General features: G+C 42.3%; 15 protein-coding genes. 10 read left to right on the top strand and 5 right to left on the bottom strand.

Annotated elements, in window-relative coordinates; genetic code table 11:
* Positions 1-125: 125 nt before the first annotated feature.
* Positions 126-1,427 (bottom strand): spondin domain-containing protein, encoded by a 1,302-nt coding sequence (locus EYS08_RS06525; protein ID WP_131029250.1) that lies wholly within the window; start codon positions 1,425-1,427, stop codon positions 126-128.
* A gap of 157 nt (positions 1,428-1,584) precedes the next feature.
* On the opposite strand from EYS08_RS06525, the gene EYS08_RS06520 reads away from it, so the two are divergent.
* The 4 genes from EYS08_RS06520 to EYS08_RS06505 all read left to right on the top strand — a co-directional run bounded on the left by EYS08_RS06520 (position 1,585) and on the right by EYS08_RS06505 (position 5,923).
* A complete protein-coding gene (locus EYS08_RS06520; protein WP_131029249.1) occupies positions 1,585-2,301 on the top strand; it encodes a peroxiredoxin family protein in 717 nt (238 codons plus the stop codon).
* Between the two features lie 23 nt (positions 2,302-2,324).
* Positions 2,325-4,322, top strand: coding sequence for a protein-disulfide reductase DsbD family protein (locus EYS08_RS06515; protein WP_131029248.1), 1,998 nt, complete (start codon positions 2,325-2,327; stop codon positions 4,320-4,322).
* Positions 4,323-4,341: 19 nt separating this feature from the next.
* On the top strand, positions 4,342-4,794 hold the full coding sequence (locus tag EYS08_RS06510; RefSeq protein ID WP_131029247.1) for a thioredoxin family protein: 453 nt from the start codon (positions 4,342-4,344) through the stop codon (positions 4,792-4,794).
* A gap of 340 nt (positions 4,795-5,134) precedes the next feature.
* Positions 5,135-5,923 (top strand): SDR family NAD(P)-dependent oxidoreductase, encoded by a 789-nt coding sequence (locus EYS08_RS06505; RefSeq protein WP_131029246.1) that lies wholly within the window; start codon positions 5,135-5,137, stop codon positions 5,921-5,923.
* A gap of 553 nt (positions 5,924-6,476) precedes the next feature.
* On the opposite strand, the gene EYS08_RS06500 is transcribed toward EYS08_RS06505, so the two are convergent.
* From EYS08_RS06500 to EYS08_RS06485, 4 genes are all read right to left on the bottom strand, one after another.
* On the bottom strand, positions 6,477-6,911 hold the full coding sequence (locus tag EYS08_RS06500; RefSeq protein ID WP_131029245.1) for a DUF417 family protein: 435 nt from the start codon (positions 6,909-6,911) through the stop codon (positions 6,477-6,479).
* A gap of 46 nt (positions 6,912-6,957) precedes the next feature.
* Entirely contained in the window at positions 6,958-7,464 is a 507-nt protein-coding gene (gene msrB / locus EYS08_RS06495) for a peptide-methionine (R)-S-oxide reductase MsrB (RefSeq protein WP_131029244.1), read from the bottom strand.
* Between the two features lie 179 nt (positions 7,465-7,643).
* Positions 7,644-8,558 carry a hypothetical protein gene (locus EYS08_RS06490; protein WP_131029243.1) on the bottom strand — a complete coding sequence of 305 codons (915 nt, stop codon included), beginning with the start codon at positions 8,556-8,558 and terminating at the stop codon, positions 7,644-7,646.
* A 1-nt stretch (position 8,559) separates the two neighbouring features.
* A complete protein-coding gene (locus tag EYS08_RS06485; RefSeq protein ID WP_131029242.1) occupies positions 8,560-8,985 on the bottom strand; it encodes a DM13 domain-containing protein in 426 nt (141 codons plus the stop codon).
* Between the two features lie 116 nt (positions 8,986-9,101).
* On the opposite strand from EYS08_RS06485, the gene EYS08_RS06480 reads away from it, so the two are divergent.
* The 6 genes from EYS08_RS06480 to EYS08_RS06455 all read left to right on the top strand — a co-directional run bounded on the left by EYS08_RS06480 (position 9,102) and on the right by EYS08_RS06455 (position 13,346).
* Positions 9,102-9,557, top strand: coding sequence for a YHS domain-containing (seleno)protein (locus tag EYS08_RS06480; RefSeq protein ID WP_131029241.1), 456 nt, complete (start codon positions 9,102-9,104; stop codon positions 9,555-9,557).
* A gap of 46 nt (positions 9,558-9,603) precedes the next feature.
* A complete protein-coding gene (locus tag EYS08_RS06475; RefSeq protein WP_208745799.1) occupies positions 9,604-10,005 on the top strand; it encodes a DoxX family protein in 402 nt (133 codons plus the stop codon).
* A gap of 4 nt (positions 10,006-10,009) precedes the next feature.
* A complete protein-coding gene (locus EYS08_RS06470; protein WP_131029240.1) occupies positions 10,010-10,510 on the top strand; it encodes a DinB family protein in 501 nt (166 codons plus the stop codon).
* Positions 10,498-12,180, top strand: a complete 1,683-nt coding sequence (locus tag EYS08_RS06465; RefSeq protein WP_131029239.1) for an NRDE family protein — start codon at positions 10,498-10,500, stop codon at positions 12,178-12,180. Before EYS08_RS06470 ends, EYS08_RS06465 begins: the two co-directional genes overlap by 13 nt.
* Before the next feature lie 181 nt (positions 12,181-12,361).
* Positions 12,362-12,769: a nuclear transport factor 2 family protein gene (locus EYS08_RS06460; protein ID WP_131029238.1), complete on the top strand. Its 408-nt coding sequence runs from the start codon at positions 12,362-12,364 to the stop codon at positions 12,767-12,769.
* A gap of 13 nt (positions 12,770-12,782) precedes the next feature.
* Complete coding sequence (locus EYS08_RS06455) at positions 12,783-13,346, top strand: TetR/AcrR family transcriptional regulator (RefSeq protein ID WP_131029237.1); 564 nt, start codon at positions 12,783-12,785, stop codon at positions 13,344-13,346.

The following is a 13,346-nucleotide window of genomic DNA, read 5'->3' as shown; positions in this document are numbered from 1 at the left end:
GAAAGTAACTGTTGTCAATCTTAAATCTGATTCACCATTATTGTATTAAAGACTCTGATAATTCAGAAAACAGCCATGCAATGCACGGCTGTCTGGTTCTTCAGGGCTTGATTATTTTAATTTATTTATTTTATAATAACCTTTACAATATCTTTAATTGCTGGAAGTGTTGTAAAGGCATTGGGATTTGGCACTGTTGCAATAGGTATGCTTTCAGCAAGAGGTGTTCCGGCGAGATTAAACTGTGTAATTCCAGCGCCAGGGAATTGATCAAGAGCAGTACCGTTGTTGTATAAACCGATATTCGCAGAGGCATCCCCTTTTATTAAAGGGTCTATCCCGTCTGCGCCAGTTGCAAAAAACCAGTCGTTTGAAAATCCGTACATGGTCGCAATGGCTAAACGATCACCCTTTGAAACAGATATCTCCTGTGAAACGGTGGTTCCCGGCTGGTCGCCAATTGTTGGAAGCAAGACCCTGGTAGTGGGTGCTTCAAGTACATACACCGCTTTAATACCTGCTTTGCCTTTTAGGAAAGCAGCCAATATAGATGCATCACCCTTTTGTGCGAGTTCTTTCAGTCCTTCATTCCTGTCTTTCTCCCCGACTTTATACAAAGGATTGTCTATGCCATTATATATTACGACCAGAACAGGTGAAAGAGGTGTAAAAATCCCTGTAATACTACTTATATAAGTACTCAATGGTGTATTATCTCCTGCCTCAGCAATCGAAGTTAACCCATTGGCAGTAGGTTTGTCTTTCATAAATAGAGGAGATTGGTTCAGCAGGTTTCCACCTACAATATATGAAACAGCCCAAACTCCGGGGCTTAATGGGGTTTCATTTGGCGTGCCGCCAGAGGTATTCTGAAGGGTTAGCGTGAATCTGGAATTTCCATCGTATTTAAGCGTGGCCTTTACCAGTTTTGAGGCAGGTAGGTAAGCGTTTCCTTGGGCATCGCTGCCAATCACTTCGGTAATGTTTTTGTTATCAGGTGTTCCCGGGCGGGTTACTGTTGCACCAGGTTTTTGATTTATCCGTGTACCGTTGTCCCATAACTTTATTAGGGCAGATACGTCCCCTTCAATTGGCTTACCTTCGGTATCATAAACCTGAATACCAGGATTATCTGGTGCAAAAAACAAGTCATTAGATGCACCGTACATTGTTGCAAATGTAAGTGCTTCGCCTTTAGCCGCGGAAAATTGGATAGTGGTAGATTGTCCGGGTAATATAAGTGGGTTTCCGTTTCCCTGAAAAGTTCCGGACTCAACAAGTGGTTTTGATTGCAGAACATTCTGAACGGTGACAGTAGCTTTCTCACTTGAATTTGCCGGTGTATCCGTACTGTCTTTCTTGCACGCTACGAATGTAAGAGACAAAAGCAATGCTCCGCCCCAACTGGTAATTGTTATTCTTTTCATATGTAAAGTGTTTTTTTTGCTTGGTCGGGTCAAACTAGAAATCCTTACATTATTTTTCAAAAAAAACAGCTACCAAAACAAAAAAAGAGAATCGTAATAATGGAAAACTTTTTTGTAAGGACTTACCGGAAACTGCGACTAAATCCGTAAAAACATTATGAAAAGAAATAGAAACACCAAGGCAGCGTTGAAAAGTTCGTTGTTTGCATTAACTCTTGTTAGTTTTTCAGCACTAAGTATTAATGCTGCCGCAACGGCTCAAACCACTTCAGTCACACCCGCGCGGCATATCTCGGTATCACGGGATACAGTGAAGATGACATCGGGTGTCCCGCTGAAAGCCGAAGATGTAAGTCCTTTGCTAGCAGGCGAGCAAATCCCCGTTTTGCAACTGCGCAAATCATCGGGAGAAAAATTTGATTTAAATAAGTCGGTATCGGAAACCCCGACGATTCTTGTTTTTTACCGTGGAGGCTGGTGTCCTTATTGCTCCAAACAGCTTTCGGGATTACAAGAGATTGAAAAAGATCTAACCAAAATGGGTTATCAAATTGTCGCCATCAGTACCGACAGTCCAGAGAATCTTAATAAAACAATGGATAAGGAAAAGCTTTCTTACACCCTTTTATCGGACGCAGATTTAAATGCTGCCAAGCGCTTTGGTATCGCCTTTAAAAGTCCAAAAAGTTACGATAAATTTCTACCGGAAACCTCAGGAGGAAAAAATACTGACAAGCTTCTGCCAGTGCCATCCGTCTTTATCTTAAACAAAAAAGGAAACATCCTTTTCGAATATATCAATCCTAACATGACGCAAAGATTAAGTGCACCCTTATTAAAGGCCGCTGCCGCCGCACTCCGTCAAGAGATCTAACACAATCATTGGATAAAAATTAAATGAAAAAACTTCTCATTATATTGGCCCTGATGTGGGTTTCCATTTCAGCGAAATCACAAATTGAAAGTCCTGTTCACTGGAGCTTTTCTTCCGAAAAAATCAATGATCAGGAAGCCTTTCTTGTGTTAAAAGCAAACATTGACCCCGGCTGGCATGTCTATTCCCAATTTATTAAAGAGGGCGGGCCTGTTCCTACTTCCTTTAAATTCGATCCGTCGCCAGCTTTTCAATTAGTGGGCGAAGTACTGGAATCGCCAAAAGCGCTTTCCGGCTTTGACAAAAATTTCGATATGAAAATCTCCTGGCATGAAAAGCAGGTGATATTCAAGCAGCGAATTAAGCTTAAGCAGGCAACCACGATAACAGGGTCATTGGAGTTTATGGTGTGTAATGACCATAAATGCCTGCCACCAACCGACGAACAGTTTAGTATTTCAGTGGGCGGTTCAGGATCTGTAGCTCCACAGGCGGCAAATACAGGAAAGCATAAACAAAGCGGCAGTAAAAATGCCGCGGTTCAGTCAAAGGTAGAGCAACCCACAACAGATGGCATGCCTGGCGAAAGCACTTCTTCATACTTTGGAATCCTGATTGCAGGTTTTTTCGGCGGTCTGGCCGCTTTCTTTATGCCTTGTATTTATCCGATGATACCGCTAACAATTTCCTTTTTTACCAAACAGGAAGTATCAAGGCGCAAAGGAATACAAAAGGCTTTTCTATACGGTACTTTCATCATTACCATTTATGTGGGTTTAGGATTGCTGATCACATTTTTTTTCGGGTCGTCCGCGTTAAACGAAGCGGCGAGCAGCGCTACGTTCAATCTTATTTTTTTTGCTGTTCTAATCATTTTTGCGCTTTCCTTTTTAGGGGCCTTCGAAATTACCCTTCCTTCTGTACTGGTTAACAAGATGGATGAAAAGTCCAACAAAGGCGGTATGGTGGGGTTGTTTTTTATGGCCTTTACCCTCGCACTGGTGTCTTTCTCCTGTACAGGGCCAATTATCGGTACTTTGCTAGTCGATGCCGTATCTAAAGGAACGTATTACGGGCCAGCAATGGGTATGCTTGGATTCTCTTTAGCATTAGCAATTCCCTTTACTTTGTTTGCTATTTTCCCCTCATGGTTAAAAGAGCTTCCTAAATCCGGTGGGTGGTTGAATTCTGTTAAAGTGTCTCTGGGTTTTCTTGAATTCGCGCTGGCTTTTAAGTATCTGTCAAATGTTGATCTGGCTTATCACTGGGGGATTTTGAATAGGGATGTTTTTCTAATTATATGGATAACCATATTTGCCTTCCTAGGCTTTTACCTTGCAGGAAAAATCAGGCTTTCTCATGATTCGGAAACAAAAACCCTTACACTGCCACGCCTATTTGTTAGCATGCTGGTTTTTGGTTTTACGTTTTACATGATACCAGGAGTTTTCGGAGCCTCGCTGAAGTCGATCAGCGCATGGTTGCCGCCTATCACTTCACAAGAATTTGATTTAACAAGGTCTACAATCCCAGAGAAGTCAGAAATAACAACCAAAAAGAAATATGCATCTCTTTTCCATACCCCATACGGCTTGGATGCTTTTTATGATTACGAGGAAGCGATTATGCAATCAAAAAAACTAAATAAACCAATCCTGTTAGATTTCACCGGGTGGAGCTGTACCAACTGCCGTAAAATGGAAGCTAGTGTATGGTCTGATCCAAAGGTCCTCGAACGCTTAAAGCAGGATTATATCCTTGTATCTCTCTATGTAGATGACAAAAGCGAACTTGCAGAAAATGAAAAATATCTTTCCAAATTCAACGGAAAGAAAATAAAGACGATAGGACAGAAATGGGGTGATTACCAGGCTGCTACCTTTGGTACTAATTCACAACCATACTATGTTATCATTAACGGTTCGGGGAAACAGTTGACCGCCCCGCAGGCCTTCGACCTTGATATTTCAAAATATGTAACATTTTTAGACAAGGGAGTGGCCGCATTTAAAAACATGTAATAATTAAAAATCCAATCAAATGAAAAATTTAAAATATCCATTACTTTTATTTACAATCCTTTTATCCCTGAGTTCATTCTCGCCAGTTGATAAAACATACGATTCAACAACAGAAAGATTACCGATAAAATTTATCGAAAATGCCTATTCAACCGCATTAAAAAAAGCAAAAGCCGAACATAAATACATTTTTGTCGATGCTTATACAACCTGGTGCGGTCCATGCAAGCAGTTAAAAAAAACAACATTTAAAGACAGAGAGACGGCTGATTATTTCAATCAAAACTTTGTTAATCTTGCTGTTGATATGGAAAAAGGGGAAGGATCTAATTTAGCTGCAAAATGGGAAGTACAAGAATATCCTACACTTTTGATTCTTGACTATGATGGAAAAGTACTGCATCGTTCAATAGGTTACCTGGATGCCAAACAACTGATTGCTTTCGGTAAAAAGGCTTTAAAAAAAATGTAGCTTAATTTGCAGGGACAAAATTCTACGTTTTTTGATGTCCCTACAAGTATCCGCTTTGAAATTGGATCAATACAGGTCAGAATTGATCTACCAGAAAATTCAATAGACTTAAAGCACCGCTTAATTATGTGAAATGGCCGAGTGACTTTTTAAATAATCCTGACGTTTATGTTGTCAACTCCCGGAGTTATACAACAAGGATTGTCTTTTTCTTTTATATCAAGCTCACCCGGTCAATTCCTTGTAAAAAATATAGCCCTACCTGCCACATCTTTTTGGACAGCAGGTGAAGCGGCGGCTGCCGGTCATAGATAGGCTAAACATATTAATTTGGACAAACATGGAATTAAAAGACAAAAAAGTATTAATTACTGGCGGAAGTGCAGGGATAGGTAAAGCAATTATCACTCAGCTCGTGTTGCATGGAGTGCGGGATATTGCAGTTATTGGAAGAAAAAAGAAACCTTTAGAGACGCTACAAGCCGAGTTCAGCGACGTGAATATAGTTGCTATGCAGGCTAATGTTGCAGAAGCTGAAGATCTGGACAGAGTAGTTGCCGCTATATCACAGGCATGGGGAGAACTCGACATCCTCATTAATAGCGCTGGTGTGGTTAGTGCAGGGTTGGTCACTGAGTTGAGCGATGAAGATATTATTGGGCAGATCAATATCAACCTGACGGGCTTGATATTATTAACGAAAAAGACCTTACCTCTTTTGCAAAAAAGCAGTCAAGGAGCCATAATAAATATTTCATCCGGCTACGGTTACATTGCTATGCCTTTTTATAGTGTATATGCAGCAACAAAAGCGGCCGTAAGACAGTTTTCTGATGCAATGAGAAGGGAGCTTTACCAGTATCCACTTCATGTTATGACTGTTTATCCTTCAGCAACTGACACCGATATGATGAAGACAGCCTTAGTCGATAAAATGGACACCGCTGAAGATGTTGCTATCGCAACCATCACAGGCTTAATGCAGAAACAAATGAATGTCGTTATGGGCGGCGAAGAAAAAGACGACCAGATAAAAGTGAATTTCCTGGAGCCAGAAAAAGTTGATCAGATTGCAGCCGCTAGTTTTGAGGCACTAAGGACAAGAACAAAAAGCCATCGGTCTATGTAGAACACTTTTAGCAAACTTCAGGCAATCTCAAGCCTGAAGTTTGTTAGTTTTTGATAATATCTGTTTAAACTGGTATACATGAGGGCAAAAAAAATAAAAAATAAATGGACTCATGCCATATTTTCTATCGGTTGCTTGCGGCTAATTGGTTAATGGTTCGAATCGAATTTTGCGGAAATAACTTCCCAGAAAGGCACATGGTAAGAACGTTCAATTCAAAATAACATCCATTTGTCAGTTTGGCTCAAATATCCTGGCAAACTGCAACTGTCTGAAATGTCGTGCCAGCCCGAAATGTTGCTTTTTTGGATTACTAAAGCTCCTTTCTTCCTGTCCGCTGGGACGGAAGTGTACAAAAGGTATCTTCCAAAGGCAATTTTGAAGTTTTATGACACCGGTCATTTTGCACTGGAAACAAATGTGAAGGAAATCGGCGCAGATACCCTAAATTTTCTGGCCACGATCCCTAAATAATTATCCTGCCAACAATCGGATGTATGAGCGCCCCGGATTTTGAGATTCGGGGCGCTCATTATTTTTAGCCTATAAGACTTTATGCAGCATCGGCATCTTTTCGATGCATTCCGATCACTTGGAGAACAATAGCCAGGAACGCAATGTCCTTAACAACAAAAAAATCAGTTACGGGTAAACCGTCCATCTCTTTCCAGATGCCGGGTGTCGTGAAAATAAAGGTAAGCGTGGTCAGGAAAATAAGCACCCCCAGGTAGCCCCCGATCAATCCCATCCGCCTGTTGAAAAACGAGGCGATAAGAAGTATAGCGGTTATAAGTTCAAAGATTCCCACAAAATTGGAAACCTGTTGCACACTTCCGATCTGGTACATCCAGCCCATTAAAAAGCTATGCTCGACGTAGGGTTTGATAGCTGCAGCTTCAGTTGGCGTAAATTTCAATATGCCTATCCATAATAGAACGATGATCGTTCCGATAACGCCGATGGCGTATCCTGTTTTTTTGATGTTCATTTGAGTTTGTTTTAGTATTCTTTAAATCCGGTTTTTTTGTCTGATGTTATTGTCTGGATGGAATGAATTTCAAAGCGTAGAAATTCATACAATAGCGTTTTCCGGTCGGCGCCGGACCATCGTCAAAAACGTGTCCCAAATGCAAACCGGTGCTACGCTCGATCACCTCGTCACGCACCGTTCCAAATGAAGTATCTTTAACGATCATGATCGCTTTTTCATCGATCGGTTCAAAAAAGCTGGGCCAACCTGTACCCGAATCGAACTTCGCCGAAGATGCGAACAAAGGCTTTCCAGTTGCAGCACTAACATAGATCCCTTTCCTATGGTTATCGTGATAAGGGTTCTTAAAAGGCCTTTCGGTTCCCTTCCCGACCATGATATCATAAGCTTCAGGCGATAATATTTTCTTCCAGTAACAGTCAGGCTTAGCAGCTGGAAAGGATCCGACAGTTGGCGCATGTGGCACTTTTGTGCTTTTAACGTCGCCCTGACTACAAGCGGTCAGTGTTGCGAATAAAAGCGGAAATACGAATATATTTATCCTTCTCATATTTAGTTAGTCGTAACGGCCGCCATATCCTTACAGCTGCTGGTGCATTTGATGGTCATTTCCAACGTAAAAAAACTGCAGCAATACCTATTGTCCTGCGGCCTTGATGTCCGGGTTGCATTAAAAAATCCCCTCTGCCGCGCTCCGGATCCCGGTCAGTCATTATCAATGATAGGTTTCTACAGCGAGATCGTGTACTGGACGTTTATGACACCTTTGCGGGTAAGTCCGTCAGGTCTCACTTTACGCACGATGAAAGGAGTTGCAAAAAGCAGTTCCAGGCTATTGCCGTTTTTAAATCTTTTAGTGCCCACGATGCTGCCGTTCAGCGTAAAACCGTCTGAGCCTTCGATGATGTTGCGCTGTCCAAAACGGTCTTCGTAGGTATCTCTGCCTAAGTGATAAATACCTAGCAAGCTTGGCTTTAAGACAATAGCTGATGCCGGCAGTTGAATATAGTAACCAATGCGGCCCAGGACATCACTTTTTCGTTTAAAGTTATTTGTAGGTGCGAATTCGTTTGCGCGGAAATCGTTGTGTTCGTCGGGAAAGAAGGTGTTTTTATTCACCTGTATAACCGGTACCTGTATTCCGGCATCAAACTCCCAGCTTTGGTTGACGATGTAATTAATACCACCTATGGCATCATAGGTACCGATACTGGCTTGGTAATCCAGCGGTAAGGGCTTGCCATCTTTGTTTTTATGGTTGCCGGCAGTAAGTGGCACCTTTACGCCGCCAATTATATTAATCGTACTGGCTGATTTAGTTCTCAGGGCGTAATTAAGCGTACCATAAATATCGCCTATGTCAAAGGCGCTGCCTAAAAACCCCGTCGCATAATTGGCAGTCAGTTTAGTTCGGAAGGACAAACGTTCACTCAGTTTACTTCCATACTCTATATAAGCATTAGTAATGTTGGTCTGCTCGTAGCCGACGCCGTAATTCAGGCCGAAACTTAAGGTGTGCCTGGCTGAATCAGCCACATTGTTTTTGAGCACGCCAAGGCTACAGAAACCTGCGTCGCTGCAGCCCTGACCAAAAGTATAAGTTGTGCAAAGCAGGGCTATACAAGAGAAATATATATTTTTCATATTAATAGGTAAATTGAGTGTAACCGAATAAGTGACTGTATTGCTGGCAATAGATCAGTGCATAAGCATAATCCTGAACTTTGACATTACCCGGGATATCATATAGTTGATTCCCTTTTGTAGATTTTAGCGAACCCAAATTCACAAAATTGACCGGCCGCTGCTCCTTACTGATATACACTTTAAGGTCGGGTCCATTGCTGCTGCTAAAATTTTCCAGTGCCAGTTGATATTTGCCGTTGGTTATATATATACGGGCTGTGCCCCTTACTGAACCATATGGGCCGTTAATAAATCCGCTACTGTCGGTTTCAGGCTTGGACATCATCATGTCCACCTTTTCATTGAGCACTGCGGTCGGAGTGCTTTCTTTTTTGCAGCTGGCCATAAGTGCGATGATGGTGCTGAAATAAATGATTTTTTTCATGAGCTAATTGATTGTGGTTTGCTGGTTTGTCGGCAACCTGCTGATTTCCTTACAAAAAAAAATATTGTAAGGTTTTGCCCCCGGCTGCGACAAAGCTGGTAAACACTCGGAAGACTATGTATAAATACCTATTGCTTATCGTATTTACAGCCTTGATCCTGAACTCAGCACGGGCTCAAAAAAAACAACTTAACCTGGATGATACGGGCCTTGCGTTGGCAGGTTACGACCCGGTAGCGTATTTTACGATGCAAAAAGCGGTCGAAGGGAAAAAAGAAATTACGTTGGTGCATGATGGCGTGACTTATCGTTTTGTCAGCAACCAGCACCGCAGTCTGTTTAAGGCCAACACCGCTAAATATTTACCGCAATATGGTGGTTGGTGTGCCTATGCCATGGGAGCCAGCGGCACCAAAGTAGCTGTTGACCCGGAGACTTTTAAGCTCGTAAGTGGCAAGCTTTACCTCTTTTACAACAAATTCCTTAACAATACCAAAAAATCCTGGGATAAAGACGAGAGCAGGCTGAAAACCAAAGCTGATATAAGTTGGACCAGGTTCACTCAAAATTAGAGAATAAACATAAAAACATATCTTTTTACACTAAAATCTCAATATCGTGACGACAAAAAACCTTGATATGCTAACCTGGGGCCTCCGCCTGATAGCAGCCGGCATTATGCTGCAAACCCTTTTCTTCAAGTTTACAGCCGCGCCGGAATCTGTGTATATCTTTACCAAATTAGGGATGGAGCCATATGGACGCATCGGCATCGGCTGCCTAGAACTGATCGCCTCCCTATTGATCCTGTTTCCCCGTACCACTATTTTAGGCGCGCTGCTAGGCATAGGCATTATTGTGGGGGCTATCTTTTTTCACCTGACACAATTAGGCATCAATGTACAGAACGATGGTGGTAAACTTTTCATTTTGGCTTTAGTGACGTTAATCAGCTGCATGGCATTAGTGCCGCTCTTAAAAAAACAATTGTTCAACTATCTACCATTTACCAATCGCTGATCCTATGCCGCTTAAAGAACCTATAACCAATTTGCTAGAACAGCTACACGGTATTATCGGCGGGCTGACCAATACCGAATTTACACATCCGCTGACCATCTTATCCGGGTCAACCATAGGTCAGCATGGCCGTCATATACTGGAGTTTTATTTGGAACTCAATAAGGGTTATGCGATCGGGGAGGTTGATTATGACCGCCGCGAAAGAAACCACGCCGTAGAAAACGATAAAGAGGTAGCGCAGCAATGTCTACGGGAAATTATCTGTAGTTTAGGGAAACCCGACCGGAAACTCGTGCTGGTGGTAAACTATGATGCTGAGGAATCTCAATCAATCCGAATACAAACCAATTACTACCGGGAACTTATCTACAACCTGGAGCATACCGTACATCATATGGCACTGATCAGAATAGGCATTGGTGCCATCTCAGCAATAGAGATACCGGCCGGATTTGGCATCGCGGCATCCACGCTCAAATACAGGCAGGGATGTGCACCGTAACTTATATACCGGCCAAGGAAGGCTTTTATCTGACTTCAAACCGGGATGAGCATCAAAATCGCGGTACGGCGATTTCCCCGGCTACTTATGGCAACCTGCTTTATCCCAAAGACCCCGATAAAAGCGGTAGCTGGATCGCTGCTAAGACAAATGGCGACGTGGCGGTACTATTGAACGGCGCTTTTGCCAAACACATCCAAAAGCCGTTTTATAAGAAAAGCCGCGGCTTACTACTGCTGGAAGTCATTGCAAACACTCACCCGGAACGGTATTTTGAAAGCGTTGATCTGCACGATATTGAGCCTTTTACCCTGGTGCTTTGCACAAAAGGGATGGTTTGTGAATGCCGCTGGGATGGAGCATATAAATACTCGGTTCAGCTTGATCCGCAACAGCCGCAAATATGGAGCTCTGCAACGCTTTACGATGAAATAAACCAAAGGGAAAAATTCAGCCGTTTTAAATCGGCGAATAAAAAGGACCGTGCAGCTGTAATTGATTTTCATCGGTCGGAATGCTTAACGGGCCCTGTTAGCACCGTAAGCATCACACATATCCAGGTAAGTTATACCCAAGTGGATATGACATATGAGGATCTTAAAACCAACACAACACAGGCAAAGCAGTTGGATATAGTTAGGAAGGAAATTTCATGGTTGAATCTGCGCATTTTTTTGATAAAGCTTTTTAATTGGGAGTATTGGCCTTATTATGTTGTCTATACGCCTGTAATGTTCTATTGGTTTTGGCTCAGTATTAAGTCACGTGCCATTTTTTTCTTTAATACGGCTAACCCTGGCATGAAAAATGGCGGGTTCGCCATGGATAGCAAGTATCAAATTTACACCCATATTCCGCAATATTGTCCAAAGACGATTCTGATTAAAGCTGGTACACCGGTGGCAAACATCAACGTTGCTTTGCCACTGATTGCCAAGCCTGATATCGGCCAACGTGGTTTGCAGGTGAAATTGTTAAAATCTCAGGAAGACCTCCAGACTTATGCAGCTAACAGTAAGGTAGATTTTTTACTGCAGGAATATATTGATTATCCTAAAGAAGCCGGGATATTTTATTACAGAATGCCGGGCAGTGATATTGTAAGCATCACTGGTATCGTTGGAAAGGAACTAATGAGTGTAACCGGCGACGGATGCTCCACTTTACAGGAGCTGTTGGCCAAAGAGCCGAGATATCTGCTGCAACTGCCAGCATTAGCCAAATACGATTACCAGGCACTGCAACGTATCATTCCCGCAGGCGAAATTGCCCTGCCGGCACCTTATGGCAATCATAGCCGCGGCGCAAAATTTATTGACCTTAGCGATCATCTGACCGACGAGCTGGTACAAAGTGTCCACGCGGTTTGCACACAGATCCCAGGCTTTTATTACGGTCGCTTAGATGTGAAGTACCATACCTGGCCGGAACTCTGTGCCGGTCAATTCAAGATCATGGAGGTAAATGGTGCTGCCAGCGAGCCGGCTCATATTTACGATCCTAAACATTTGATATTTTTTGCCTGGAAAGAGATCATCCGTCATTGGAGTATCTTATACCAGGTAAGTAAACAAAACCGCAGGGAGCGCGGGCTGAGTTATATGCCCTACCGAGAAGGCATAGATATGATCAGACGGAACACGCGATACGTAAAGTCGGCCAATTCTTAACGCGAAGTTATAATGGGAAGTTTTAAAGGTCTTGACCAAGCGGTTCCGCAAGAGCAGCAACTCCAGACCTTTAACTGGGTTGTCAGAAGACTAATTAATTATTGTCTTTTACAGATTTTGTAGATAAATAAATTATTGTACATTTACATTGACTGACTAAACAGTCAGTCAATGATAAAATATGAAAACAAAAGAAATCGCAGAAAAGTATTTCAATGCAATGGTTGCTGGTAACTTCGATGAAATGTCCGAATTAAAAACGCCTGATTATGTTTATTGGTGGAGCGGCGAGGGATCCTGGCCGTATGGAGGTTATCAATCACTAGAAAACCAGACAAAATTATGGGGCATCGTAGCAGAACGATTCCCGGCGGGAATGAAAATGACGCTTCGGTCTGTTACAGCAGACGAAGAGCGTGCAGCGCTTTATGTTCATATTCGGGGAACGCGAAAGGATGGCCGTATTTACGTAAACAATGTGATGTTGCTTCTTACCTTTAAAGACGGCTTAATTAGCGGGCTTTATGAATATTTGGATACCATTATGGTTAATGAATTGTTCTGTGGCCGGATGGATGATATAAAGTAATCGCCAGGAACCTATGGATAAAAGGGAAAAGTTACTTGAAACAGCATTAGAATTGTTTGTTTCACAAGGATTTAATGATACACCGACAAGTAAAATTGCAAAAGAGGCAGGGATAGCAACAGGGACTTTGTTCTATTTTTTCCCGACTAAAGATGACTTGATCGTTTCACTTTACTTAAAATTGAAGGGGCATGCGGCAGAAAGCATAAATGCTGCATTGGCGGAAGTTAAATCAACAAAAGCGATTATCCAGAGCTATTATGAAGAGTCGCTTAAATGGTCGCTCCGTAATCCCAGTGAGTTTTTGTTTCTGGCGCAGTTCTCCAATTCCCCCTATCTGAAAAAAGTCGGAGCTGATAAAATTTCAGCGCAGATAACCCCCGTATTACAGCTTTTCAGTTCGGCTGTAGAGGAGCAAAAGATCGCCGATATTGATGTAAACTTATTGTATGCCTTGATCAGTAATCAGGTGTTTGGTGTAAATCAATACCTTTCATCAAACAAATTCACTAAAAAAGAACAGCACAGCATCATTCTAGATACATTCGCTATGTTTTGGAAAATGATTGAACGCTGA

Source organism: Pedobacter kyonggii (assembly GCF_004310665.1).
GTDB lineage: Bacteria > Bacteroidota > Bacteroidia > Sphingobacteriales > Sphingobacteriaceae > Pedobacter > Pedobacter kyonggii.
The sequence above is the reverse complement of the archived record's forward strand: the minus strand, read 5'-3'. Positions and strand labels throughout refer to the sequence as shown.